Annotated in this window: 22 protein-coding genes; 5 read left to right on the forward strand and 17 right to left on the reverse strand. The window is 33.9% G+C overall.

Features of this window, described 5'->3' with window-relative positions:
* Positions 1-113 precede the first annotated feature (113 nt).
* Positions 114-1,238, forward strand: a complete 1,125-nt coding sequence (locus B0A68_RS21680) for a C40 family peptidase (RefSeq protein WP_035684915.1) — start codon at positions 114-116, stop codon at positions 1,236-1,238.
* A gap of 2 nt (positions 1,239-1,240) precedes the next feature.
* On the opposite strand, the gene B0A68_RS21685 is transcribed toward B0A68_RS21680, so the two are convergent.
* Entirely contained in the window at positions 1,241-1,999 is a 759-nt protein-coding gene (locus tag B0A68_RS21685; protein WP_035684912.1) for a methyltransferase domain-containing protein, read from the reverse strand.
* Positions 2,000-2,028: 29 nt separating this feature from the next.
* Positions 2,029-2,373 carry a hypothetical protein gene (locus B0A68_RS21690; RefSeq protein WP_035684908.1) on the reverse strand — a complete coding sequence of 115 codons (345 nt, stop codon included), beginning with the start codon at positions 2,371-2,373 and terminating at the stop codon, positions 2,029-2,031.
* A 214-nt stretch (positions 2,374-2,587) separates the two neighbouring features.
* On the opposite strand from B0A68_RS21690, the gene B0A68_RS21695 reads away from it, so the two are divergent.
* Complete coding sequence (locus B0A68_RS21695; RefSeq protein ID WP_035684905.1) at positions 2,588-3,997, forward strand: APC family permease; 1,410 nt, start codon at positions 2,588-2,590, stop codon at positions 3,995-3,997.
* A gap of 127 nt (positions 3,998-4,124) precedes the next feature.
* On the opposite strand, the gene B0A68_RS21700 is transcribed toward B0A68_RS21695, so the two are convergent.
* The 5 genes from B0A68_RS21700 to B0A68_RS21720 all read right to left on the reverse strand — a co-directional run bounded on the left by B0A68_RS21700 (position 4,125) and on the right by B0A68_RS21720 (position 8,807).
* The gene (locus B0A68_RS21700; RefSeq protein ID WP_035684904.1) at positions 4,125-4,586 is read right to left on the reverse strand and encodes a DUF1810 domain-containing protein; all 462 of its coding nucleotides are present in this window, start codon (positions 4,584-4,586) and stop codon (positions 4,125-4,127) included.
* Positions 4,587-4,737: 151 nt separating this feature from the next.
* Complete coding sequence (locus B0A68_RS21705) at positions 4,738-5,364, reverse strand: alpha-ketoglutarate-dependent dioxygenase AlkB family protein (RefSeq protein WP_035684903.1); 627 nt, start codon at positions 5,362-5,364, stop codon at positions 4,738-4,740.
* 36 nt (positions 5,365-5,400) lie between these two features.
* Positions 5,401-6,780: an exonuclease domain-containing protein gene (locus tag B0A68_RS21710; RefSeq protein WP_035684901.1), complete on the reverse strand. Its 1,380-nt coding sequence runs from the start codon at positions 6,778-6,780 to the stop codon at positions 5,401-5,403.
* 86 nt (positions 6,781-6,866) lie between these two features.
* Entirely contained in the window at positions 6,867-8,126 is a 1,260-nt protein-coding gene (locus B0A68_RS21715; protein WP_035684899.1) for a Y-family DNA polymerase, read from the reverse strand.
* A 231-nt stretch (positions 8,127-8,357) separates the two neighbouring features.
* The gene (locus B0A68_RS21720; RefSeq protein WP_035684897.1) at positions 8,358-8,807 is read right to left on the reverse strand and encodes a LexA family protein; all 450 of its coding nucleotides are present in this window, start codon (positions 8,805-8,807) and stop codon (positions 8,358-8,360) included.
* A 96-nt stretch (positions 8,808-8,903) separates the two neighbouring features.
* Between B0A68_RS21720 and B0A68_RS21725 the strand changes: the two genes are divergently transcribed.
* On the forward strand, positions 8,904-9,677 hold the full coding sequence (locus tag B0A68_RS21725; RefSeq protein ID WP_035688189.1) for an XRE family transcriptional regulator: 774 nt from the start codon (positions 8,904-8,906) through the stop codon (positions 9,675-9,677).
* 50 nt (positions 9,678-9,727) lie between these two features.
* Positions 9,728-10,513, forward strand: a complete 786-nt coding sequence (locus B0A68_RS21730) for a hypothetical protein (protein ID WP_131407087.1) — start codon at positions 9,728-9,730, stop codon at positions 10,511-10,513.
* 63 nt (positions 10,514-10,576) lie between these two features.
* Here the strand turns inward: B0A68_RS21730 and B0A68_RS24555 are convergent, their stop codons facing one another.
* The 10 genes from B0A68_RS24555 to B0A68_RS21775 form a co-directional block, all read right to left on the reverse strand.
* Positions 10,577-10,735, reverse strand: coding sequence for a hypothetical protein (locus B0A68_RS24555; protein WP_165571340.1), 159 nt, complete (start codon positions 10,733-10,735; stop codon positions 10,577-10,579).
* 49 nt (positions 10,736-10,784) lie between these two features.
* Positions 10,785-12,503, reverse strand: a complete 1,719-nt coding sequence (locus tag B0A68_RS21735) for an ATP-binding protein (RefSeq protein ID WP_035684891.1) — start codon at positions 12,501-12,503, stop codon at positions 10,785-10,787.
* A 256-nt stretch (positions 12,504-12,759) separates the two neighbouring features.
* Positions 12,760-13,881, reverse strand: a complete 1,122-nt coding sequence (locus tag B0A68_RS21740; RefSeq protein WP_035684889.1) for a universal stress protein — start codon at positions 13,879-13,881, stop codon at positions 12,760-12,762.
* Between the two features lie 77 nt (positions 13,882-13,958).
* Positions 13,959-15,035 (reverse strand): porin, encoded by a 1,077-nt coding sequence (locus B0A68_RS21745; protein ID WP_035684886.1) that lies wholly within the window; start codon positions 15,033-15,035, stop codon positions 13,959-13,961.
* A 497-nt stretch (positions 15,036-15,532) separates the two neighbouring features.
* Entirely contained in the window at positions 15,533-16,084 is a 552-nt protein-coding gene (locus tag B0A68_RS21750) for a K(+)-transporting ATPase subunit C (RefSeq protein ID WP_035684884.1), read from the reverse strand.
* 162 nt (positions 16,085-16,246) lie between these two features.
* On the reverse strand, positions 16,247-18,304 hold the full coding sequence (gene kdpB / locus B0A68_RS21755) for a potassium-transporting ATPase subunit KdpB (RefSeq protein ID WP_035688186.1): 2,058 nt from the start codon (positions 18,302-18,304) through the stop codon (positions 16,247-16,249).
* A gap of 206 nt (positions 18,305-18,510) precedes the next feature.
* Entirely contained in the window at positions 18,511-20,232 is a 1,722-nt protein-coding gene (gene kdpA, locus B0A68_RS21760; protein WP_035684881.1) for a potassium-transporting ATPase subunit KdpA, read from the reverse strand.
* A 91-nt stretch (positions 20,233-20,323) separates the two neighbouring features.
* Positions 20,324-20,401: a K(+)-transporting ATPase subunit F gene (gene kdpF / locus B0A68_RS21765; protein ID WP_082421266.1), complete on the reverse strand. Its 78-nt coding sequence runs from the start codon at positions 20,399-20,401 to the stop codon at positions 20,324-20,326.
* Between the two features lie 184 nt (positions 20,402-20,585).
* Positions 20,586-20,867, reverse strand: a complete 282-nt coding sequence (locus B0A68_RS21770) for a DUF7674 family protein (RefSeq protein ID WP_035684878.1) — start codon at positions 20,865-20,867, stop codon at positions 20,586-20,588.
* Positions 20,868-21,136: 269 nt separating this feature from the next.
* Positions 21,137-22,483 carry a sigma-54-dependent transcriptional regulator gene (locus B0A68_RS21775; protein WP_035684875.1) on the reverse strand — a complete coding sequence of 449 codons (1,347 nt, stop codon included), beginning with the start codon at positions 22,481-22,483 and terminating at the stop codon, positions 21,137-21,139.
* 234 nt (positions 22,484-22,717) lie between these two features.
* On the opposite strand from B0A68_RS21775, the gene B0A68_RS21780 reads away from it, so the two are divergent.
* A complete protein-coding gene (locus B0A68_RS21780) occupies positions 22,718-23,725 on the forward strand; it encodes an LLM class flavin-dependent oxidoreductase (protein WP_035684873.1) in 1,008 nt (335 codons plus the stop codon).
* The last annotated feature ends 149 nt before the right edge of the window (positions 23,726-23,874 follow it).

Here is a 23,874-nt window from a genome sequence, read left to right on the forward strand (position 1 = left end):
AAAAGTTAAATTCGCTTTTTACATAATATATTCGCCTTCTTTAGAGTTATATCATTTAGGCTTAAAGTTATATTATTTAAACTTAAAGAAGTATTCATTAAACTTTAATAGGTATGGTTTTTAGATTAATTATAGTGTTGTTTTTTTTTAGTGTCGGAGTTTTTTCTCAAGAAAAATTTATCCAGCACAAAATATCAAAGGGAGAAAATCTAACTATAATAGCTAAAAAATACGGACTTAAAGCCAAAGATATACAAGACGCAAATCCCAGCGCTCCTAAGGTTTTAAAACTCAATTCGATTTTATTAATTCCCAATAAAAACCAAAAAGATGTTGTAGAAAATACTGGGAATAATACCCCAGGTTTTCATGAAGTTTTAGCAAAAGAAACACTTTGGGGAATTTCAAAAAAATATAATGTTTCTGTTGATGATTTAAAAAAGGCGAATCCGCTTTTGGAGACAGAAGGCTTAAAAATTGGACAGCAGATTTCTATTCCATCTCTTTCTTCTAATGACTTAAAAACTGTTGCAGAAAACGAAAAAACAGTAATCTCAACTGATGTAGAAGTTTATAGAGAGGTTTTGCCCAAGGAAACCAAATATGGAATTTCTAAAGAATACGGTATTACAGTAGCAGAATTAGAAAGACAGAATCCAGCAATTAAGGGGCAGACACCAGCAGGTTTCCTGCTAAAAATTCGAATTCCAAAAGAAAAAGCCGATGCTATAGAGGCTCTAAAAGCAAATCAACAACTAAAAGATATACCCGCTATAACTTCATCAGAACAAATTGCAGAAAATAAACCTGAAATAAAAACAGATTCCACCTATGTAAGAGCAGGAAATCATTCTGATCTGGTAAACCAGCTAATTTCTAATGCAACTCAAAATATAGGAACCAGATATCGATCTGGAGGTACTACAAAAGCTGGTTTTGACTGCTCTGGATTGATGATTTGTACATTTAATAATTTTGATATTAAATTACCTCGAAGTTCTATAGAACAATCCAGAATTGGAACAAAAGTTAGCAGTGATGAAGCTCAAAAAGGAGATCTAATATTTTTTAGAACCAATGGAAGGCGCCAGATTAACCATGTTGGTATGGTGGTTGAGGTTGCAGATGGAGAAATAAAATTTGTTCATTCTTCTACACATGGCGGTGTTATGATATCTTCTACAAAAGAACCTTATTACGAAAGAACTTTTACACAGGTTAATCGTGTTTTGCAATAAGTTCAAAAAGAAGCATAAATAATCAATCTCTTAAAAGCATATATTGACGGAATAGCTGGAAAATAAAAATAAATCCTTTTCTTAAACTCAGCAGCGAGTTCTTCAAATTCATTTTCTTGCAGGCGCTCTTGATAAACAGTAAGAGCAGATCCTGAAATGAAATCAAAAAAAGTATCTTTTTTATCAGAAATAAGAGGATACACTTTTTCATATAAAACGATATCCTTTCCTCCATTATCAAAAAGAATTTTAGCATATTCATCCAGAGTCAAAACTGGAGATGGGCGTGTCCAATTGTTTAAATAAGAAGAATATGGTTCTTCCTGCACTAAATTAAGCAGTATTTTATTGAGTATATTTTCATTTTGCTGAGGCATTTGTATGGCCAATTGCCCTTTTGTATTAATTCGGGATATTATTTTAGGAAATAATTCATAATGGTTGTCTATCCATTGTAATGCTGCATTAGAAAAAATCAAATCCCATTTTGTATCCTCATCTAACTGATCCGGAATTGATAATTGTTTAAATTTAAGATTCTCCTGACTTGTTGTTTTTGCCAGCATTTCTGCAGAATTATCAATGCCCAGTACAACAGAATCTGTAAAATTTTCAGAAAGCTTTTTTGTCAGCTCGCCAGTACCGCATCCTAAATCTATAATTTTAAGATTTGGTTTATTGATAATATGACTTGTAAGATCATCAAAAGGTTTAAAACGGTCTTTTTTAAATTCGTTGTATTTTTTTGGATCCCAAGTCATAGTATTATATTATTTTAAATTAAAAAATCTTAACGCTTTAAATTAAGTGGTTGAGATTGTCCCATTTGTTTAAAAGTTCCTGTAATAACTTGATCTTTATCAAGAATTCCTTCATACTCTATAGCTAGTTGTTGTACAGTAAACTTTAAAGTTGAATTTTCAAATTTCGTCGCAGTGACTGGTATTCCAAGTGCTTTCTGATCAGGGCTGTCCAAAGTAGCACTTAAGCCATTTTCAGTTTTTATAATATGCAGCACAAGATTAAGTTCTGCTCCTGGAACTTTAAGAATACCTTTCCAATCACCTGTAATATCTTGAGCAAATGTATATAATGAAGAAAAGAGTAATACAATTAGAAAAATATTTTTTTTCATGTCTTTTGATTTTTAAAAACGGTTAATTAAAGGGTCAAAATTCTGAAATAAAGTTAAGGATTTATACTTATAAATCGCTTGAAAAAATGAATAACCATAATTACAAATTTTATGAGACTAAATACAAATCGTTGAATAATAATCTAAAATCTATAATGCAAATTCTAAAATTTCTAAAAAAAGTATATCTTTAACAAACCCTAAACCAAAAACAATGCAAGAAGAAAACCAGGAACATTTTAAAAGAGAACTCGGATTATTAGACGGAACCATGCTTGTAGTGGGATCTATGATTGGCTCTGGAATATTTATAGTAAGTGCCGATATAGCAAGACAAGTTGGTTCTGCAGGATGGCTTACTCTGATTTGGCTCGTATCAGGTTTAATTACAATCATAGCCGCTGTGAGCTATGGCGAATTAAGCGCAATGTTCCCTAAAGCGGGAGGACAATATGTATACTTAAAAGAATCGTACAATAAATTAATTGCCTTTCTGTATGGCTGGAGTTTTTTTGCTGTAATACAAACTGGAACAATAGCAGCCGTAGGTGTAGCTTTTTCTAAATTTGCAGCTTATTTGTATGAACCTTTTAGTGACGAAAATATATTATTTAAATTAGGCTCTTTTGAACTTAGTGCTGCTCAGATTGTTTCTATTTTTACAATTATCCTGCTGACTTTTGTAAACAGCCGAGGTGTAAAAAACGGAAAGATTCTGCAGACAGTTCTTACTATTATCAAAATTTTATCATTGCTGGGATTAATCGTTTTTGGATTAACGCTTGCTGCGAAAGCTTCGGTATGGGACGCCAACTGGACTAACGCATGGGAAACATCTACGTATATTAAAGAAAAAGGGTGGTTTCCAATAAGCGGTACAGCTTTGATTGCTGGTATATCGGCTGCAATGGTGGGCTCTTTATTTTCGAGCGATGCCTGGAATGGTGTTACTTTTATTGCAGGTGAAATTAAAAACCCAAAACGAAATGTTGGTCTTAGTTTGTTCCTGGGAACTTTTATTGTTACTATCATTTATGTATTGACTAATTTAATGTATTTGGCTGTTATTCCGCTTAACGAAATTGCAACTGCAAAATCGGATCGTGTCGCAGTTGTGGCTTCTCAATATATTTTTGGTGACAATGGCGCAATTATTATTGCAATTATGATTATGATTTCGACTTTTGCCTGCAATAACGGATTAATTATGGCAGGTGCAAGGGTATATTATACAATGGCAAATGACGGTTTGTTTTTTAAGAAAGCAACTGCATTAAATAAATTCAGCGTACCGGCATGGGCTTTATGGGCACAGTGTATTTGGGCTTCTGCTTTGTGTTTGACAGGAAAATACAACGCTTTGTTGGATTTTGTTATTATTATTGTTTTGATTTTCTACATTTTGACAATTTATGGCATTTTTATTCTGAGAAAAAAAATGCCAGATGCAGATAGACCTTATAAAGCTTTCGGATATCCATTTTTGCCAATGTTATACATTATAATCGCTTCGGCAATTTGTATTTCTTTATTGTTTACAAAATTTTCGACTTGTGGCTGGGGTGTTTTAATTATGCTGGCTGGAATTCCAGTTTACTACTTAACAAAACCAAAAGGATCATAGAGTTTAATAAGAAGTGATTAAAATTTGTTTAATCGATATATTCCTTACCATATTCCGTATAAAAAAAAACGACATTGCTTAAAGTAAGCAGTGTCGTTTTAATTAAATAATCATTAAGATAAAACAGTTAAACTGCTTCGGTCTCTACAGAAGATTTTATTGTTGAATTAATAATAGACATAGTAAGCGGATCTAATTCTCCAGAGAAAAAAGCATCTAATATATTTTGAAATATAGGATTAGTATTTTCTGCTAAAAAGAAAAGTGTCATGCAAGAGCGTAATTTACGAGCATCTAAGTCTCCAAAAATTGCTTCAGCAGATTTCTTATTATAAGTTAATAAGAGTTCTGAAATTTCTATAAGATGTTTTCCTAATATTGGATGTTCCAAAAATTCAGAAGCTTCTTTCAGATCGTTAATGGCATAAAGATTTGCTGTATCGCTTGTACCCAATCCTTTAATCTGAGGAAAAATAAACCACATCCAGTGCGTTTCTTTTTTTCCTTTATTAATTTCAGAAAGAGCGGTAAGGTAAAGTTTGTTCTGCGCATCTAGAAAACGCGATAAATCATTGTTAGGATAAGCCATTACGGTATATATTTAAAAAAGGGTTGCAAAAGTAGTAAAAAAGATAGGGTCTGCCTAATAAAAGGTTCATAACGTGTGTGTTTTAACTTTTTAAAGAAGTAATATCTTATGTTTGTTAAAAGAAAAACACTTTTTTTTAATTCTATAAAAATCAAATATTTCTATTGGTTCTTCTAAAAGTAAGATTGATCCTCGGCAAAACGTCCCGTGCTGTTTTAGGAACCTGATGCTGCCAAAAACTATTAGTAGTTCCTGCCATTAATAAAAAGGAACCATGATGCAGCGGAATCTCAACCGGAGCAATATCTTTCCTGTATTTATGACGAAGTTTAAACATTCTCGTCTCTCCCAAAGTAACTGAGGCAATAATAGGATCTGGACCTGTATTATGTTCTTTGTCGCTGTGCCAGCCTACGCCATCTTTTCCATTTCGGTACAAATTCAGTAAAACAGTATTAAAATCGAGCTGTGTTTCTTTTTCTACACGACTTCTGATCTTTAATAATTCGTAAGTCCAATCAGGCCCTTTTGGGTCTGCGCCGGGATTATCCTTGTCTTCGTACCAGGAAATCATTCTCGGAACCGTAATATTTTTGTCAAAAATTTCCATTTGATATTCTCTCCATTTAGTTTTACGAAGTATTCTTTCATAAAGACGGTCAGATTCTTCTTTAGTAAAAAAATTATCGATTAAAATAAGTTCCGAATCAGGCAGATCATATATGATTTTACCACTGCTGCCTGTAGTAAATAATTCGGTATCGCTAAATAGTGTCATAATTCAGTTTTTAGTTTTACAGCTCTATTTCAAATTTTATTTTATAAAATGTTTGTTAAAGAATACTTTTCCCGGATGTTTTTCTGCGTATGAAAAAATTAACTGCTCAATATATTGACTGCTTTTATAAAGCGTCACATAGCTTTTTACTTCAGAAGCGTCGTTAATTGCAGCATCTCTTGGAATATATCCCATTCCATGAAAATGCCCGTTTTCAATCCAAATACAGCTTCGTTCATCTGCTGATCTTCCTTTATCTATAATGGCAAAACTGGGTCTGTTATTTAATAAAAAATCAATTGCATTGTCAACTTGTTCATTATGGAGTAAAATGTCTGGTAAACTTTTTACTTCATTATTCTGAAAAAGCTCTCCTTCTTCCGGCCTTGAATATTTGCAGAACCGATGATCAATTTCAAATTGTTCTGCTAAGCTTCGCAGTAAATTGATTCCGTCATATTGGCTGTTAAATTCATGAACACAGATTTGAAATTTACTTACTTTTCCTATTGCCAGATATTTATAACCATTTCGTGCTTCATATTGATAGATTCCAAATTTTGCTTCAAAACGTTTTAAAGCTCTGTTATAAGTCGGCCAGAGTTTTTTGATTTCAGTACATTCTAAAAGAAGTGCCATAAGTTCTGTTGCGCAGACTTCGAATGAAATGCCGCAAATATCTCTTAAGAAATGCTGTCTTTGCGGTTTGATATTATTGCCTGTAAAATGCGATGTTACCCTTTTTTTTAAATTCACAGCTTTTCCAACATAAATTACCTTCTTTTGTTGATTATAAAAATAATATACACCAGGTTTTTCTGGTAAATTATTAAAATCTTCTGGAGGAAGATTTGGCGGTAAACGCTGATCCTGAGCCGTTTTTTTGAGCATTTTATCTATTTCTCCTGCATCGTCCCATTCTAACAAAAGAGAAAACAGCAGGGCTGTAGCATCTGCATCTCCGCCGGCGCGATGTCTGTTTTCTAAAGATATATTTAAGGAGTTGCAAAGATTTCCCAAGCTGTAAGAACCTAGACCCGGTTTGATTTTTCTTGCGGCACGAACAGTACACAGTTTTCTTGCAGTCCATTTAAATCCCGCTTGTTCCAGCTGATGATGGACAAAAGAATAATCGAAGTTGACATTATGTGCCACAAAAATACGATCTGTAAGCATTTCTAATACTTTTTCAGAAATGTCATCAAAAATAGGGGCATTGGCAACCATTTCGTTGTTAATGCCCGTTAGTCCAAAAATAGAAGGCGGAATATCTTTTTGAGGATTTACAAGCGTTTCGTAACGGTCAATTACATTTTTGCCATCATGAATAATAATAGCAATTTCGGTAATGCGGCTGCCACTGGCATTTCCGCCTGTGGTTTCAATATCGACTATGGCATATTCCATATTTTTCATCTCTATGTAACTTAAATTCGATTGTTTTTCTGTTGTTTTTATTAAATTTAAAATCTTAATCAGGTTTATCTTTTATCTAAGAACATTTAAATTTTAACCGTAATAACATCTTTGAGTGAAGTAGAAAACTTAGGAGATAATCTGTTCTGTCTCATTTTCCATTGACGTCCCAAAGACTGCACGCCGAATTTTATTTTATTGTTACCATAACTCTGATTCATTTTATCAATCGCTTTCATTAAAGGCAGATGTTTAGGATTTGAAGTCTCAAATAAATTAAGCTGAGTTTCGCTATTTGGCGTTAATCCCATTACAATTACACCTGCTTTTTTATAACGATAGCCTTTTTTAAAAATAGCTTGAAATCCTTTTTGCGCTGCCTCATTAAGCTCTATTGTCGAATTGGTTGGGAAATCTGTAGTGATGGTAATACTTCGTGAATAAGTTGATTCCTCATTCTTTAAAAAACTTGTTTGGATAAAAACAGTCACCATATTACAATGACAATCCTGACGCCTTAATTTCTCAGCACAAGAAGCTGTAAACGTGCTGATTCGTTCTGAGATTTCTTCATAAGTGGTATATTTTTTTTCAAAAGATCTGGTAGTGGCAATCATTTTTCGGTCTGTGGCTTCTTCCAATTCCAAAGTTGGTTTACCTTCTAATTCGTGCTTTAGTCGAAGCCCGACTACAGACATTTCTTTTCTCACCCAAGCATCTGGAAGTTGAGTAAATTCATAAGCCGTGTTGATTTTTTTTAATTTAAGTCGTTTGGCGTGTTTTCTCCCAATTCCCCAAACATCTTCAATTTTAGTCCATTTTAATGCTTTGATTCTTTTTTCTTCAGAGTCAATGCAATAAACATCCTGCGTACGATCTGCAAATTTTCGGGCAATTTTATTCGCCATTTTAGCCAAAGCTTTGGTAGGGGCAAAACCTATACTAACAGGAATGCCTGTTCCTTGTGTTACTTCTTTCCGCATCTTTAAACCCAGCATATTGAGATCAAATAAATCGTAACCTGAAAATTTCAGAAAAGCTTCATCAATACTGTAAATTTCGATTTCAGGAGTATAAGTCTGAAGCAGGTTCATTACGCGATTGCTCATATCGCCGTACAGCGGATAATTAGAAGAAAAAACAAAAATGTTTTTTTCTTTAAAAATGGATTCATACTTAAAAGCGGGAATCGCCATTGGTATGCCCAAAGTCTTGGCTTCATCAGAGCGCGAAATAACACAACCATCATTGTTAGAGAGAATAACGATAGGTTTTCCTCTTAAACGCGGATCAAATACTCTTTGACAAGAAGCATAAAAATTGTTACAATCGACTAAAGCAAACATTTTTAAACATATTTTTTATTTCTATTTTAACCTACTGAGTGTAATTATTTTTAACACATAGAAACATAGTTTTTAAAAAATTAAAATCAGGTGTTTCACTTACATTAATAAACATAGCTATGTGTGAGAAACTAGTTTCTTTTTATATTCTTTTACACATTTAAAATCTATCCGAAGCGTCGGGACTATGTGTTAAATTGTTTTTTGTGATATATCCATCAACAGCTTATTTTAAAAAGATTTAATACTATGAATTACAATTCCCCAAATCACAAAATTATTTTCTGGAGTTACTTTTATAGGTTGATAATCTTCATTTTCGGCAATAAGCCAGATGACGTCTTTTTCTATTCTGATACGTTTTACAGTAAATTCACCATCAATTTGGCAGACAGCAATTTTATTGTTTTGAGGTTCCAGGCTTTTATCAATAATCAATAAATCGCCATCATTGATACCAGCATTTTTCATAGAATGTCCTTTTACTCTGGCAAAATAAGTAGTGTATTTATGTTTGATAAATTCTTTGTTGAGATCAATCGATAATTCGATAAAATCATCAGCAGGCGAAGGAAAACCTGCGCTGATACCAACGTCAAAAAAAGGGAGTTTTATCTCCGAACTTACATCTGGGATGTAAAACTCCATTGATTTTGTGGTATTTATATTTCTCGATTTCATAATCACTTCAAAAAAGGTTTTTTGTGAATTACAAAATTAATACAGATGATAACAATTTTTTGTATATTTGCTGTTCCAAATTATAACAAATTAATTATGTCCTTATTTTCAGATAACATCAGAGCATTGAGGGTTAAGCATAAAATATCACAAGAGAAATTAGCTGGAAACCTGAGTATTACAAGAGGAAGATACGTAAAATACGAAGACGGAACTTCGGAAGCACCGTATGATATTTTAAAGAAAATCGCTTTGTATTTTCATACCAGTATTGATTTGATCTTATCGGTCGACATTCGTAAAATTAACATCGAAAATTTGATTAAACTCGAAGGCAACCGACTTATTCTGCCCATTCAGGTTGATAATTTTGGTGAAAATTATATCGAAATTGTATCTCAAAAAGCAAAAGCGGGTTATCTAAATGGATATGCCGATCCGGAATATATTGAAAGTCTACAGCAGGTTTCGCTTCCTTTTTTAGGACCTGGAAAACACCGCGGATTTCCTGTAGAAGGCGATTCGATGCCACCGCATGAAGATGGTTCGATTATCGTGGGTCGCTATGTCGAAAGGCTGGGAGAAGTTATGGATGGCAGGACGTATATCCTAATTACAAAAAGCGAAGGAATGGTCTACAAACGTCTCAACAAAAATAAAAAGAACGCCTTGGTTTTAGAATCAGATAATAGTTTTTATCCGAATTATGAAGTAAAAGCTTCTGATATTCTAGAGATTTGGGAATACGAATGCAACATCGGCCGATCAGACAAAAAACAAACATTATCGGAAACGGAAAGTATGAAAGAATTGCTTTTGGAAGTAAAAAGAGAAGTGATGGAGATTAAGAATAATACTTCGAATACGTAAAAGTTTATATTAGCTTTAAATTGCATTAGATCAAAATATTAAAATAAACAGTGATTTTTATGAAATACTTATTATTCTCTTTTTTACTTTTTAGTTGTTTTACTTTTTCTCAAACCAAATCTATTTTAGAGAATATCAAAATTGATAAAAACACTAAGCTTATTGGGATGTATCCTCAATATGATAAAAATAAAACATATAAAAACTTGAATTTTTATATAAATGATCAAAATATAATCACAGACTTAATAAACAAATTATCTTATGAGAAAATTGTTAAAAATAGAATTGAACGTAACGATTTTAGAATATTAGTTTTACAAGGAAATGAAGTGTTAGAAAATTGGATGCTAAGTCCGGCAAATTCTAATATAAATATGAATGGGACTTTTTATGAATTTAATTTTAAAATAATCAAAGAACTTTCGAAAAAATATCCTTTTGATTATACTTTTTTTAAAAAAGAATTTTCAACGCAGAAAGAATATGACGCATTTGTTTTATCTCTTAGAAAAGATAATAAGTTTCTTTTTTCTTATGAACCCGATTTTAAATTTGAGGGAACTTTTCAAATTAAATTTTTAAAAAATAGCCAGTTTCCAAACCCTAAAGTAATTGATGAATATTTAAGACCAAAAATTCTTAAAATTGCCAAAGAAAGTGAATTCAATATTACTTATATATTAGATAATTATAATAAAGAAAATACAGATCAATATACAATGACAATTGAAGCGAACAAGGATATTTTTGATAAGCTAAAGCTGGAAAATTTGAAACAAAAAAATTGGCAAAATAATATAGCAACAGGAATGTTTTTTATGCGAAAAATATAAAACTAGAAACATATATTATTCTATGGAGATTTTTGGAAGCCCATAAGTTTATAGAGGAAAAAACTATTTCTCTTTTAGCCATTGTTTCATTTCTGAAATTACATCTTCATTTTTATCAAATTGATCATGTTGGATTTGATCTCGACTAATTTTAATGGAAGAATTTTGTTTAGGAGTAAGTTCATGCAAATCTTGCTCAAATGTTTCTTCTTTAATATTCATAATGTCTATTTCTATTTAGTCAAATGTAAATAAATTTTATAAATAAAAACTAAACCTTCAACGAAAACCAAAAAGTACTCCCCAAACCTAAAGTACTCTCAACCCCAACATTCCCATTCTGAGCTTCAATAAATTCTTTGCTAATTGCCAATCCCAATCCCGTTCCTGATTTTTGACTTCCCGGAACTTGGAAATATTTATCAAAAACTTTGTCTTTATAACGGGCATCAATTCCTTTTCCAGTATCGATAACCTGAAATACGATTTGGTTACTTTCTTTTTTCAGTTTAATAAAAATGGTACTTTTTTCAGAAGAATATCTTATGGCATTTGATAAATAATTAATCAAAACCCAGCCCGTTTTTTCGCTGTCCGCTTTTACATCTGAGAGATTTTCATCGGCATCAATAACCAATTTAATCTGTTTTTGATCGGCCTGAACTTTCACGGCTTCAACGGCATAAATTACAATTTTATGCGGATTGCTTTTTTCGATATTCAGTTGAATATTTCCTGTTTCTAATTGTGACAAATTCAATAGTTCTCCGGTGATTTTCAGCAATCTTTGGCTGTCATCTTTTATGCTTTCGACCAATTGTTTTTGGTCGTCATTCATATCGCCGGTTTTGGTATTTTCAAGCAATTGAAGGCTTAATTTTATAGAAGCAATTGGTGTTTTCAATTCGTGTGAAACGGTTGCAATAAAATTGGTTTTTGCAAAATCCAGTTCTTTAAATAAAGTAATGTTTCGAAGAATAATCACATCGCCAATATTAATTTCCTTTTCTTCTCCAGTCGGAATTATAGTAATATTCAGAATCTCTTTTTCGAAATAACTTTCTTTTCCGTGTGCATAAATTTTCAGCGGTTGTTTTTTAGGAGTTTCTGAATCTTCTTTCAAAATCAAAGACCGAATCAAATCATTGGACAAGGCTAGAGTAGAAGCCGATTTTCCGATAACATCTTCCAATTTCAGACCAATAATTTTCAACGATTCATCATTCGCAAACAAAACAATTCCTTCATTGTCCAGACCAATAATAGGATCGTGCATATTATTGATTAAAGTTTCCAGTCGTTTCTTTTCAAAGAAGAGTTTGTACAAATTACTATCATTATATTCCTGAAGTTTTTGTGCCATCGTATTAAAAGATTTAGCCAGATCTCCATATTCGTTATGATTGGTAAAATGCACACGTTCGGAATAGTTTTTATTGGCAATTTCCTTAATGCTCAACGTCAATTCTTTAATTGGATTAGCAATATTATTCGGCAGATTAATCAATAAATTAAAAGCGATCAAAAAGCACAAAGTTCCAACAATGGCAATCCATAAATTAGCAGTTTCGGCGGTATGTTTTGCAATATCGCTTTTCTGTTTTATGGCATTCATATTGAGTTTCATAATCGCAAAAATGTCTCGTCTGATTTGAGTTTTTAATGCTTCATCTAAACTATTTTTTTCTAAGAGAAGAAAGTTTTTCTTAAGATTATCGGTTTCTTTTTTCTCACCGGATTCCGTAACATTCTGCGTTTGTTTTTCAAGATTTTCTTTAAAAGTAACAATCGCATGATTTGTATCATGGCTGATTTCATCTAATGACAAAAGCATATTTCTGGAATATTCCAGCGTATTATAATTCGCTTTCAGAATATTCTCAGTGTCTGCTTTTATCAAAAAAACAGAATAAGAACTCACTAAAGAAAGTATGATAATCATTAAAAATAACAATCCAACTCCCAGATTCAATTTGGTTTTAATTCTCATTTTATAAAACATTTATTTTTTTGAACTTTTTTGAACCATATAAGTGATATAAGAAAATATTAGAATTGTTTTTTAACCGCAAAGGGCACCAAGGTTTTTTCTAACAATATGTGTATAAACACAAAGTTCGCAAAGCTTTGCGAACTTTGCTTTGTTATCAATTACGCAAGCATAAAAAAACTTCGCGACCTTTGCGGTTAAAAATTCAGCCCCCTAATTAAAATGAACTTATATAACTTATATGGTTTAAAAAAAATTACGACAAAATAACAAGATCGACATTTGATAAAGACAATTTATTTAGCAAACGCCTGAAAATTGTTGTAGACAAAATTACTTTAAATAAATTCAAATGCGGTTTTCCGATGCAGACAGTTGTAATTTGTTTTTCTTCAACGGCTAGTAAAATCGCGTCAGCAATATTTTCGTTTTCTATTTTGATCACTTCTGCACCTAATTGCACTGCCAGTTTGAAATTATTGATTAAATGCCGTTGTTTGTCCAACGCAATTTTTGTACTGCTTTCCTTTGGAGTTTCTACATACAAAACATACCAGGATCCGTTGTAATAACTCGCTAAACGCGCGGCTTTTCGAATCACAATTTTAGCTGTTTTATCGTTACTGCTAATGCAAGCTAATAATTTTTCGTGTCGTAAAGCATGTAGATTCGGAACCTCATTTTCAACTTTTCGAACCACCTGACTTGCAACTTCTTTCAAAGCCAATTCACGCAATTGAAGAATTTGTTCCGATTTAAAAAAGTTCGTTAATGCCGTCTGGATTTTATCAGCCGTATAAATTTTCCCTTCTTTCAAACGCGCAATCAAATCTTCAGCCGTCAAATCGATATTCACAACTTCATCTGCCAATCGCAAAACATTATCCGGAATTCTTTCCTGAACATCAATTCCTGTAATGCGTTTGACATCTTCATTCAAACTCTCAATATGCTGAATATTGACTGCCGAAATTACATTAATTCCCGCATCCAAAATCTCCAAAACATCCTGCCACCGTTTTTCATTTTTGCTTCCTTCAATATTTGTGTGTGCTAGTTCGTCGACAATAACAACTTCTGGTCTAAGATTAATAACCGCCTGAACATCGAGTTCCTCCAGTTTTTTTCCTTTATAAAAAATCGTCCGTCGCGGAATGACAGGCAAACCCGCTAAAAGTTCATGCGTTTCTTTGCGCATGTGCGTTTCGATGTAGCCAATTTTTACATCAATTCCGTTTTTCAATAACGAATGCGCTTCCTGAAGCATACGAAAAGTTTTCCCCACACCGGCACTCATCCCAATGTAGATTTTAAACTTTCCTTTTCGTGATTTCTGAATTAAATCGAGAAAGTGCTGTGCGTTATTTTTCTGTTCCATAAAAATATGCTTTAAGCAATAAGCTGTAAGCTTTAGGCAGTATAACTTTTGAAAAGCTTACTGCCTATAGCCTAAAGCTAGAAAGAAATCGCCAGCGAAGTCGTTAAAAACGTATTGCTATCCGTTGGCAGATTATTTTTTATAAAAATTTCATCTTTGCTCGAAAGATTTCTCGCTTCAATTCTAAACATAACATTATCAGTAACCAAGTAATCAAAGTTAGCCGAAAATCCGTAAGTTTTAAAGCCATTTGGCGTTTCCGTTGTGATAATAACTCCTTTTTCATCACTGTAATATTCACCGCGTGCCGCTAACTGAATCTTATCTGTTGGTTTGTATTGCAGAATCAAAACAGGCGAAAACCAAGTATCGTATTTATCACTCTTTTTAGCCGATTGTTGTGAACCAACATCAAAACCAGCTGTTACATTTGTCTTCTCCGTTACTTTAAACTGTCCGTAAAAGTTATTAAAATAGCGCCATTTTTTGTCAATATCCGGCTGCTCATTTCCAACATACGTACTCCAGTTCAAAACCACTTTATCTGATGGTTTGTACGTAATCTGCGTTCCAAAAGCCGGCGTCTGATTGCCTTCTACTTTCTCAATTCGTTGCCAGCCATTCAAATACATTCCGGCCAAATACCATTTTCCAGATTCAGAGGTGTAACCAATTTTAACTCCCGCTTCATAATAAGGAGAATTCTCCGCGAGAATACTTCGCGTTAAAGTCTGGCAATCCTTCCCAATCGCACTTTCAAAGCCAATATGTGCAGGCATAATTCCCGCATCGATCCATAAATTATGACTTTGCGAAATCTTAACACCAACATTTGCTTCGTAAACATTTTTCAGCAAACCTTGCTCCGCCGACATATTATATTCGGCGTAAGTTCCCGCCATCAAAGCAAAATTCCCGCGAATATTTTCTTTCGAATAATTCACTTTTGCCAAACCCAAATTCAGGTTTACTTCATTGCTTTTGTTATAATTATAAAAAAATCCGGGGCGCGTATGATCCTCCGGTTTCCCAAAATCATAACTATAATAAGCGTCTACATATCCTGAAAATGTCAATGGACTTTTAGATTCTTCTTGTGCGTGTAAATTGCTATAACCAAAAGCGATTAAAGCTGTAAGTATTATTTTTTTCATTTTAATTTTGGTATTCAAACCCGAAAAGGTTAATTAATTATTTAGTAGATTTTTTAGGAGCTAATCCCGCTGTTCCTTCCAATCTTTTGTGCCGAACCCCGGCACAAAAGGATTTTCCCTCCCATCGGGGCTAGGACATTTGGGGTAAAAAGGCGTTTTGTATTATAATAGTTTTTATATCCTAACAGGTTTCCAAAACCTGTTAGGTATTATTTTAAGTTTAGTTTCCGATTCCAATTCTCGCCATAGTTGTCATTTCCCAGGAGAAATCTTCGTAAGAAACTCCACTAAGAGTATCAATCTTTGTCGATTTAGCAACGAAGATTTGCTTCGCCTATTCGCTATTGCTCGGGTCTCCTTCGTCGAAATGACAAACTGAGTGGTTACTTTATGTTTATGCAGATTTTATCATACCTAACAGGTTCTGGAAACCTGTTAGGATAAAAACCTTAGAACCTTAGCGACTCAGTCCCGAAGCTTCGGGATCAGAACCTTTTTTAGCGTAACTGATCCAAAGCCACATTCAATTCCAAAACATTAACCGTTTCAGGTCCCATAACAGCTGTATTAATTTTAGACTCCACCAAAGCTTTTACTTTAGCTTCATCTAGTTTTCTTTCTTTAGCAATTCGTTTTACCTGAACCAAAGCGCCTTGCGGAGAAATATTCGGATCCAATCCACTTCCCGAAGCAGTTACCATATCTGATGGAATCTCAGATTTTTTCAAATAAGGATGAACAACTAAAAACGTATCAATTCTTTTTTGAACCAAAGCCAGATAATCAGCATTGCTTGGTCCTTTGTTGCTTCCGGCACTTCCGGCAGCATTATAATCTACAGCCGAAGGTCTTCCCCAGAAATAATTGGATTTGTCGAATTTCTGACCAATTTTTTGGTAACCAACCACTTTTCCGTTAACCGAAATCGTTTCTCCTTTTCCTTGATTAGGAGCAAATTGTGCAATTCCGTAAATCGCTAAAGGATAAATAACTGCGAATAAAATCAAAGTAATCACAGTAAGTTTTAATAGTGAAAATATAGTTTTCATTTTTTTGAGATTCTAAGGGACTAAGTTGCTAAGATTCTAAGTTTTTTTTCAGAAGCTTAGCAAATCGAAGTCATGTTTTTAATTTGAGTTTTTAAAGATTCCTTGATTTTACGATTCTAAGAGAAAAACCTTAGCCCCTTAGAATCTTAGCATCTCAGAACCTTACATAAATAAAGCAACGAGCAAATCAATTAATTTAATTCCGATAAAAGGCACAATCAATCCACCTAAACCATAAATCAAAAGGTTTCTTTTTAAAATTGCACTAGCCCCAATTGGACGATAATCAACACCTTTCAGCGCAAGCGGAATCAAAATCGGAATGATAATCGCATTAAAAATTACAGCTGATAAAATCGCGCTTTCAGGACTGTGCAAATGCATAATGTTTAAACCTTGCAAAGCTGGAATCGCAGTAATAAAAAGAGCAGGAACAATAGCAAAATATTTCGCAACGTCATTTGCAATAGAAAAAGTAGTTAAAGTGCCTCGAGTCATTAAAAGCTGTTTTCCAATTTCAACAATCTCAATTAGTTTCGTTGGATCATTGTCCAGATCGACCATGTTTCCTGCTTCTTTTGCAGCCTGAGTTCCGCTGTTCATGGCAACTCCAACATTTGCTTGGGCAAGGGCAGGAGCATCATTTGTACCGTCTCCCATCATGGCAACCAATCTTCCTTCGGACTGTTCTTTTTTGATGTAATTCATTTTATCCTCTGGCTTGGCTTCGGCAATAAAATCATCAACTCCGGCAGCTTCTGCAATAAATTTAGCTGTCAGCGGATTATCTCCCGTAACCATAACCGTTTTGATTCCCATTCTGCGTAAGCGCTCAAAACGTTCTTTCATTCCGGTTTTTATAATATCCTGAAGTTCGATAACGCCTTGAATTTCATTGTTTTTAATCACAACTAGTGGAGTTCCTCCGTTAGAAGAAATCGTAATGACTTGTTGTGCAGTATCTTCAGGAAATGCATTTCCAGCTTGTTGTGCAATATTCCTTGCAGCATCTTGCGCACCTTTTCGAATATTAGTTCCATCTTTTAAAATAACTCCTGAAGTTCTGGTTTCGGCGGTAAATTTTATAGTATGTGAAATGTTATCTGTGAAATGTGACAGGTCTTCCTGCATTTTACCGTTTAAATTAATTGTTTTACTCAATTCAATAATACTTTTCCCTTCCGGAGTATCATCTGCAAGCGAACTCAAAACGGCAGATTTAATAAAATCATCCAAAGAAATTCCTTTTGTCGGATAAAAATTGGTTGCTTTTCTGTTTCCAATCGTGATTGTTCCGGTTTTATCCAAAAGCAAAACATCAATATCTCCGGCAGTTTCAACGGCTTTACCAGATTTTGTAATTACGTTGGCACGCAACGCTCTGTCCATTCCCGCAATTCCAATTGCAGAAAGTAAACCTCCAATTGTAGTTGGAATCAAACAAACAAACAAAGCAATAAAAGCCGCAATCGTGATGGGTGCATTGGCATAGTCGGCAAACGGTTTTAGCGTAACGCACACAATCACGAAGATTAAAGTAAATGCGGCTAATAAAATAGTTAGGGCGATTTCGTTTGGCGTTTTCTGACGGCTTGCACCTTCAACCAAAGCAATCATTTTGTCTAAAAAGCTTTCGCCAGGTTCAGATGTTACAATTACTTTAATTTTATCAGAAAGTACTTTTGTTCCTCCGGTAACGGAAGATTTATCTCCGCCAGCTTCCCGAATTACCGGAGCACTTTCTCCCGTAATGGCACTTTCGTCAATCGTGGCTAAACCTTCGATAATCTCACCATCGGTTGCAATTAAATCGCCTGATTCGCAAACGAAAATGTCTCCTTTTTTTAATTGTGAAGAACTGATATTTTTGATTTCTCCGTTAGGCAAAATTTGTCTTGCCGGAGTTTCTTCCCGCGTTTTTCTTAAACTATCGGCTTGTGCTTTTCCTCTGGCTTCGGCAATAGCTTCGGCAAAATTGGCAAACAAAAGTGTCGCCAGTAAAATTAAAAACACAATTAAATTATAAGTAAAACTACCTTGGTCAGTTGCGCCCATTAATATGGAAATGCAAACGGCAAACATAATGGCAGTTCCTATTTCTACGGTAAACATTACCGGATTTTTGATCATCATTTTTGGATTCAGCTTGACGAAAGATTGCACTAAAGCTTCTTTTACCTGCTTACTTTCAAACAATGAAGTGGATTTATTAGTTGTCATTTTTGATGTTATTTTGTTTAACTGATTTTTTAAACACATAGAAACATAGATTTTAACTTTGATGAAAATGCGTTTCACTTGCATTAACACATCCCGAAGCTTCGGGACTATGTGTTAGAAACTAGTTTCTTTTGATTTTCTTTTTTTAGTAAAGAAAAACTATGTTTCTATGTGTTTAAATATCTTCAGCATTGAAAAATGAGTTATTATTTTAGTGTAAAATATTCCGCTAAAGGTCCAAGTGCCAATGCAGGAAAGAACGATAAAGCGGCAATAATCGCGATCACAGCAAAAACCATTACACCAAAAATAGAAGTATCAGTTTTTAAAGTTCCTGCACTTTCCGGGATGTATTTTTTGTTTGCCAATAATCCTGCAATTGCCAATGGTCCAACGATAGGAATGAAACGACTTAACAGTAACACAATTCCGGTAGTGATATTCCAGAACGGATTGTTATCGCCCAAACCTTCAAAACCAGAACCGTTATTGGCAGCACTCGAAGTATATTCGTATAACATTTCAGAGAATCCGTGATTTCCAGGATTGTTTAACCAGCCTGTTGCGTTGCCGCTGAACCAATAACCCATTGCGGTATCATGTGCAGCAAAATAAGAAGCCAAAGCTGTTCCGGCTAAGATCAATAAAGGGTGAAGAATGGCAATAAAAGCAGCAATTTTAACTTCCCGCGCTTCGATTTTCTTTCCTAAGAATTCTGGTGTTCGACCCACCATTAATCCGGAAATAAATACAGCCAGAATAATGAAAATATAGAAGTTTAAAATACCAACACCGCAACCGCCGTAAAACGCATTGACCATCATGGCAAGCAATTGCATAGCTCCGGAAACCGGCATTGAACTATCGTGCATACTATTTACAGAACCTGTAGAAATTACAGTTGTAGCAATACTCCAGAAACCTGAAATGGCGGGCCCAAACCGAACTTCTTTTCCTTCCATTGCTCCGGTTGCCTGCGCGATTCCCATTTTTTCGATAGCAGGATTTCCGTTGATTTCCGTCATCATTGTTGGGATAACGAGTAATAAGAATCCAATTGTCATTACTCCGAAGATTACATAGGATAATTTCTTTTTCTTTAAATAAAAACCTAAAGCAAAAATCATAGCAAACGGAACAATTAATTGTGCCCAAAGTTCAACGGCATTAGTAAAATAAGTAGGATTTTCTAACGGATGTGCCGAGTTGGCTCCAAAAAATCCACCACCATTTGTACCTAAATGTTTAATGGCAATAAAAGCAGCAGCAGGGCCGCGGGAAACATCAACGTGATCGCCTTGTAAAGTGGTGATTGAATCTTTACTGTCAAAATTCATTGGAGTACCGCTGAATGCTAAAATAGCAGCTACAATGACAGAAATTGGTAATAAAACACGAGTACAGCTTTTGATAAAATAGTTGTAAAAATTACCTAATTTATCTGTAGTTCTTTCTTTCATTGCAGTAAAAATCATTGCTGCAGCTGCCATTCCGACACCGGCAGAAACAAATTGCAAGAACATCAAAAACATTTGTGATAAATAAGAAACGCCACTTTCGCCTGAATAATGCTGTAAATTACAATTGACAACAAAAGAAATAGCCGTGTTAAAAGCCAAATCTGGTGACATTGACGGGTTATTATCAGGATTTAAAAACAAAGATCCTTGGAACAATAAGATAAAGAAACAAAGAAAGAACCAAATCATGTTGATGCTTAAAAGTGCTTTTAAGTGTTGTTTCCAGTTCATTTCTTCAGTGGAATTAATTCCGCTGATTTTAAAAATAAATTTTTCAATTGGATTGAAAATCGGGTCAAGCAATGTTTTATCGCCCAAATAAACTTTAGCAATATATTTTCCTAAAGGAATAGCTAAAACTATCGAAACGATAAAAATACTGATGACGCCTAATAATTCTGTGTTCATAATTGTGAGATTTTAGTAAAATGTCAGATGTGATTTGTAAAAGGAGATTGACGCAAAACATCTAACATCTCACTTATAACTTTTTGCAACATTAAAATTTTTCGGGTTTGATTAATACATAAACCAAATAGCCGAAAACGACGATGGAAACAATAAATAGTGCAGTCATGATTTAGATTTTTTCAAAAAATTCAACTGATTTAAAACAAATTGCAAAAAGCAAAACTGCCAATGCGAGTAAAAGAATAGTGATTAACATATTTTTATTTTAGATTTTAGATTTAAAACTTTTAGCGATTAACCGAATTAACTATTGACGATTAAACAGCTAAGCAGTTAACCGATTAAACTTTCTAAACGCCCGAAGTATTAACCTGCTTGATATATTCCGCTTTAAGCGTTTGAGGAAAAAGATGAGAAATATTGCAGTGGCGTACTTCCATAAAAGAAGAAACCGAGAAAATATACACATTAGAAATAGCATTTTTTGTTTCCATACTTCCATTTATGAATAGACGTTCAGCAAGTGCCAGACATTTTTTTGCCCGCACGATATTACCAGAAATAATAGATTTTTTGGTGATGTCCGCAAAGCGTTCAGCTTGTTTGTAGATTGAGGTGACTTGATTTTTCATGAGAATGAATTTTTATGTTCTTCCTCCTTATGCCAAAATATGTTCCGAAAAAGTCAAGTTACAGCTAAAGTGCTGTCAATAAAAGGAATGTAGTTTTGTGCCAAAAATTGAGCATAAAAAAAGCCTATCAAAATGATAAGCTTTTATTGAAATGATAAGGTTTGTTTCGTTTTCTGCCAGGTTTTCAAAACCTTGTAAGTATTCGATTTATGTTGTAAATATTCGTTCTTTAAAATTTAAAGCTACAAGGTTTTAAAAACCTTGCAGGATTAAGGCTGTATATTATACTCTTCTAATTTTCGATACAAAGTCGCAATTCCAATTTCTAATAATCTAGCCGTTTCCGCTTTATTGCCTTTTGTATAATTTAAAACCTTCTGAATATGAAGTTTTTCTATGCTCTGCATCGAAAAAGCCGATATCGATTTGGTGTTTTTTTCAGGTTGATGCAGCATTTCGTAAGGAAGAACATCCGAAGTTAAAGTATCGCCATTACTCAAAATAACCGATCTTTCGATGATGTTTTTGAGTTCTCTAATATTTCCCGGCCACGAATAATTTTCTAATTTCTGCAGAAAATTATCGGCTATATTTAAGGTTTTTTTATTCGTTTTTTCAGAAAACTGCTTGACGAAATAGTGGGTCAAAGTTGCAATATCTTTAATTCTTTCGCGTAAAGGAGGTAGTTTTATTTCGAAAATATTCAAACGAAAATACAAATCAGAACGAAAACGATGTTCGTCGCTTTCTGTTTTTAAATCTCGGTTTGTCGCGGCAATTAATCTGAAATTTGATTTTTTGGGTGTGGTATCGCCAACAGGAATATATTCGGAAGTTTCTAAAACACGTAATAATTTTGCCTGAAGTTCGATTGGCATTTCTCCAATTTCATCTAGAAATAAAGTACCGCCATTAGCTTCTTCAATAAAACCTTTTTTATCTTTTAAAGCTCCCGTAAAAGCACCTTGTTTGTGGCCAAATAATTCACTTTCCAGAATTTCCTTGCTGAAAGTACTGCAGTTTAAAGCAACAAAAGATTTTCCAACACGATTGCTGTTTTCGTGAATTGCCTGTGCAAAAACTTCTTTCCCGGTCCCCGTTTCACCTGTAAGCAAAACCGTAGAATCTGTTTTGGCAACTTTTTGTGCAAGATCTATAACCTGTTCAATTCCTTTCGATTTTCCGATAATGCTGCTGAAAGAATACTTATCGCCAATGCGTTTTTCGAGTTGTTGTACTTTTTTCTGTAACTGCACTTTTTCGACAGCTTTGTATAAAAGCGGAATAATTTTATCGTTATCATCGCCTTTTACAATATAATCAAAAGCGCCATTTTTCATCGCCTGAACGCCATCTGGAATGTTTCCAAAAGCAGTTAACAAAATAACTTCTGTCATTGGAAAACTTCTTTTTATATTCTGAAGAAAATCAACGCCGTTTCCGTCAGGCAGTTTCACATCGCATAAAACGACATCAACATCTGTTTGTTCTAATTTTTTAAAACCTGATTTTAAATCTTTGGCTTCAATAACTTCAAATCCTTCCGATTTAATAATGCGTGCCAGCAGACTTCTCAGTTTTTCTTCGTCGTCTATAATTAAAATTTTATGTATCATTTAAGGAAATATAACTCGAAAGTTGTTTTTTGAAATACAAATTTAGGTTTTAAATCATTTGTCTTTTTTGATTCGGTCGAAATTATTTTTCAATGTGTAATCAGTTTTTAAAATACTTTTTCTTAAAAAGGAAGTAGAAATATTTGTACCTACAAATATTATAATTCTATTAACATTAGAAAGTAAAGTGCATCAATATAAATGAGTTAATTTTGTGTCTTAGCATTATTTTATATGAAAAAACCAATTTCAGTTTCAATATTAGAGCTTGCAATCATTACGCAAGACAGTAACGCATCAGAAACATTTAAAAAAACAAAAGACATCGCGCAATTAGCCGATAAACTCGACTATAAAAGAATTTGGCTCGCAGAACACCATAATATGGCACACGTTGCAAGTACGGCAACAGTAGTTTTAATTGGGTATGTTGCAAGTCAAACAGAGAATATCCGTGTAGGCTCAGGCGGAATTATGCTGCCAAATCATTCTCCTTTAGTAGTTGCCGAACAATTTGGAACATTAGAAACACTTTATCCAAACCGAATCGATTTGGGTTTAGGAAGAGCTCCGGGAACAGATCAGCCAACAGCCGAGGCTATTCGAAAAGATTTTTTTGAACAAGCACAGCGATTTCCGCAAAATGTGAGCAAGCTTCAAGAGTACTTTTCAGACGAAAATGCAACTGGAAAAGTTCGTGCATTCCCCGCTGAAGGCTTAAAAGTCCCAATATGGATTTTAGGTTCAAGTATGGAAAGTGCTGCTTTGGCCGCAGCTTACGGATTACCTTATGCTTTCGCAGGACATTTTGCTCCGCGTTTAATGATTCAGGCATTTGAGTTCTATCGAGAAAACTTTCAGGCTTCAGAGTATTTAGATAAACCAAAGACAATGGCATGTGTCAATATAATCGCTGCAGACACAAATGAAGAAGCAGAACTATTATCTACAAGTTTGTATCAAATGTTTTTAAATTTAATTAGAAATGATCGCAAAGGATTGCAGCCTCCGGTTCCTTCACTTGATGATATCATGAGCGAAGAAGAACGCTTCCATGTTAATCAAATGACAGCTGGAACTTTCACAGGGAATAAAGAACAATTAAAAACTGATTTAAAAAAGTTTATAGATTACGCAAAGGTCGACGAACTTATGGCAACAAGTCCAATCTTTGATCATGAGGCAAAACTCAAAAGCATCCACATTACAAAAGAAGTAATAGATAGTATAAACGATTTATGACTACATTTTTCTTCTCCTATATATAAGGTAAGATTTCACTCCCGAAGCCCGACAGTTTTCAAAACCTGTCGGGTTTATTTTTGATACCTATATATAAGGACAGCTTTTAGAATTTAAATTAGGAGCTATTCCCGCTATCCGTTTCAATC

It is taken from the genome of Flavobacterium reichenbachii, from assembly GCF_002217435.1.
GTDB lineage: Bacteria > Bacteroidota > Bacteroidia > Flavobacteriales > Flavobacteriaceae > Flavobacterium > Flavobacterium reichenbachii.

Bases quoted from the DNA above. Each gene is read 5' to 3' on its own strand.
- B0A68_RS21685 (WP_035684912.1), bottom strand. From the start codon at position 1,999: ATGACTTGGGATCCAAAAAAATACAACGAATTTAAAAAAGACCGTTTT.
- B0A68_RS24555 (WP_165571340.1), bottom strand. From the start codon at position 10,735: ATGAATATTAAAGAAGAAACATTTGAGCAAGATTTGCATGAACTTACT.
- B0A68_RS21780 (WP_035684873.1), top strand. From the start codon at position 22,718: ATGAAAAAACCAATTTCAGTTTCAATATTAGAGCTTGCAATCATTACG.
- B0A68_RS21745 (WP_035684886.1), bottom strand. From the start codon at position 15,035: ATGAAAAAAATAATACTTACAGCTTTAATCGCTTTTGGTTATAGCAAT.
- kdpA (WP_035684881.1), bottom strand. From the start codon at position 20,232: ATGAACACAGAATTATTAGGCGTCATCAGTATTTTTATCGTTTCGATA.
- kdpB (WP_035688186.1), bottom strand. From the start codon at position 18,304: ATGACAACTAATAAATCCACTTCATTGTTTGAAAGTAAGCAGGTAAAA.
- B0A68_RS21715 (WP_035684899.1), bottom strand. From the start codon at position 8,126: ATGTTTGCTTTAGTCGATTGTAACAATTTTTATGCTTCTTGTCAAAGA.
- B0A68_RS21725 (WP_035688189.1), top strand. From the start codon at position 8,904: ATGTCCTTATTTTCAGATAACATCAGAGCATTGAGGGTTAAGCATAAA.
- B0A68_RS21680 (WP_035684915.1), top strand. From the start codon at position 114: ATGGTTTTTAGATTAATTATAGTGTTGTTTTTTTTTAGTGTCGGAGTT.
- B0A68_RS21775 (WP_035684875.1), bottom strand. From the start codon at position 22,483: ATGATACATAAAATTTTAATTATAGACGACGAAGAAAAACTGAGAAGT.
- B0A68_RS21695 (WP_035684905.1), top strand. From the start codon at position 2,588: ATGCAAGAAGAAAACCAGGAACATTTTAAAAGAGAACTCGGATTATTA.
- B0A68_RS21735 (WP_035684891.1), bottom strand. From the start codon at position 12,503: ATGAGAATTAAAACCAAATTGAATCTGGGAGTTGGATTGTTATTTTTA.
- B0A68_RS21705 (WP_035684903.1), bottom strand. From the start codon at position 5,364: ATGACACTATTTAGCGATACCGAATTATTTACTACAGGCAGCAGTGGT.
- B0A68_RS21690 (WP_035684908.1), bottom strand. From the start codon at position 2,373: ATGAAAAAAAATATTTTTCTAATTGTATTACTCTTTTCTTCATTATAT.
- B0A68_RS21710 (WP_035684901.1), bottom strand. From the start codon at position 6,780: ATGAAAAATATGGAATATGCCATAGTCGATATTGAAACCACAGGCGGA.
- B0A68_RS21750 (WP_035684884.1), bottom strand. From the start codon at position 16,084: ATGAAAACTATATTTTCACTATTAAAACTTACTGTGATTACTTTGATT.
- B0A68_RS21700 (WP_035684904.1), bottom strand. From the start codon at position 4,586: ATGGCTTATCCTAACAATGATTTATCGCGTTTTCTAGATGCGCAGAAC.
- kdpF (WP_082421266.1), bottom strand. From the start codon at position 20,401: ATGACTGCACTATTTATTGTTTCCATCGTCGTTTTCGGCTATTTGGTT.
- B0A68_RS21740 (WP_035684889.1), bottom strand. From the start codon at position 13,881: ATGGAACAGAAAAATAACGCACAGCACTTTCTCGATTTAATTCAGAAA.
- B0A68_RS21770 (WP_035684878.1), bottom strand. From the start codon at position 20,867: ATGAAAAATCAAGTCACCTCAATCTACAAACAAGCTGAACGCTTTGCG.
- B0A68_RS21720 (WP_035684897.1), bottom strand. From the start codon at position 8,807: ATGAAATCGAGAAATATAAATACCACAAAATCAATGGAGTTTTACATC.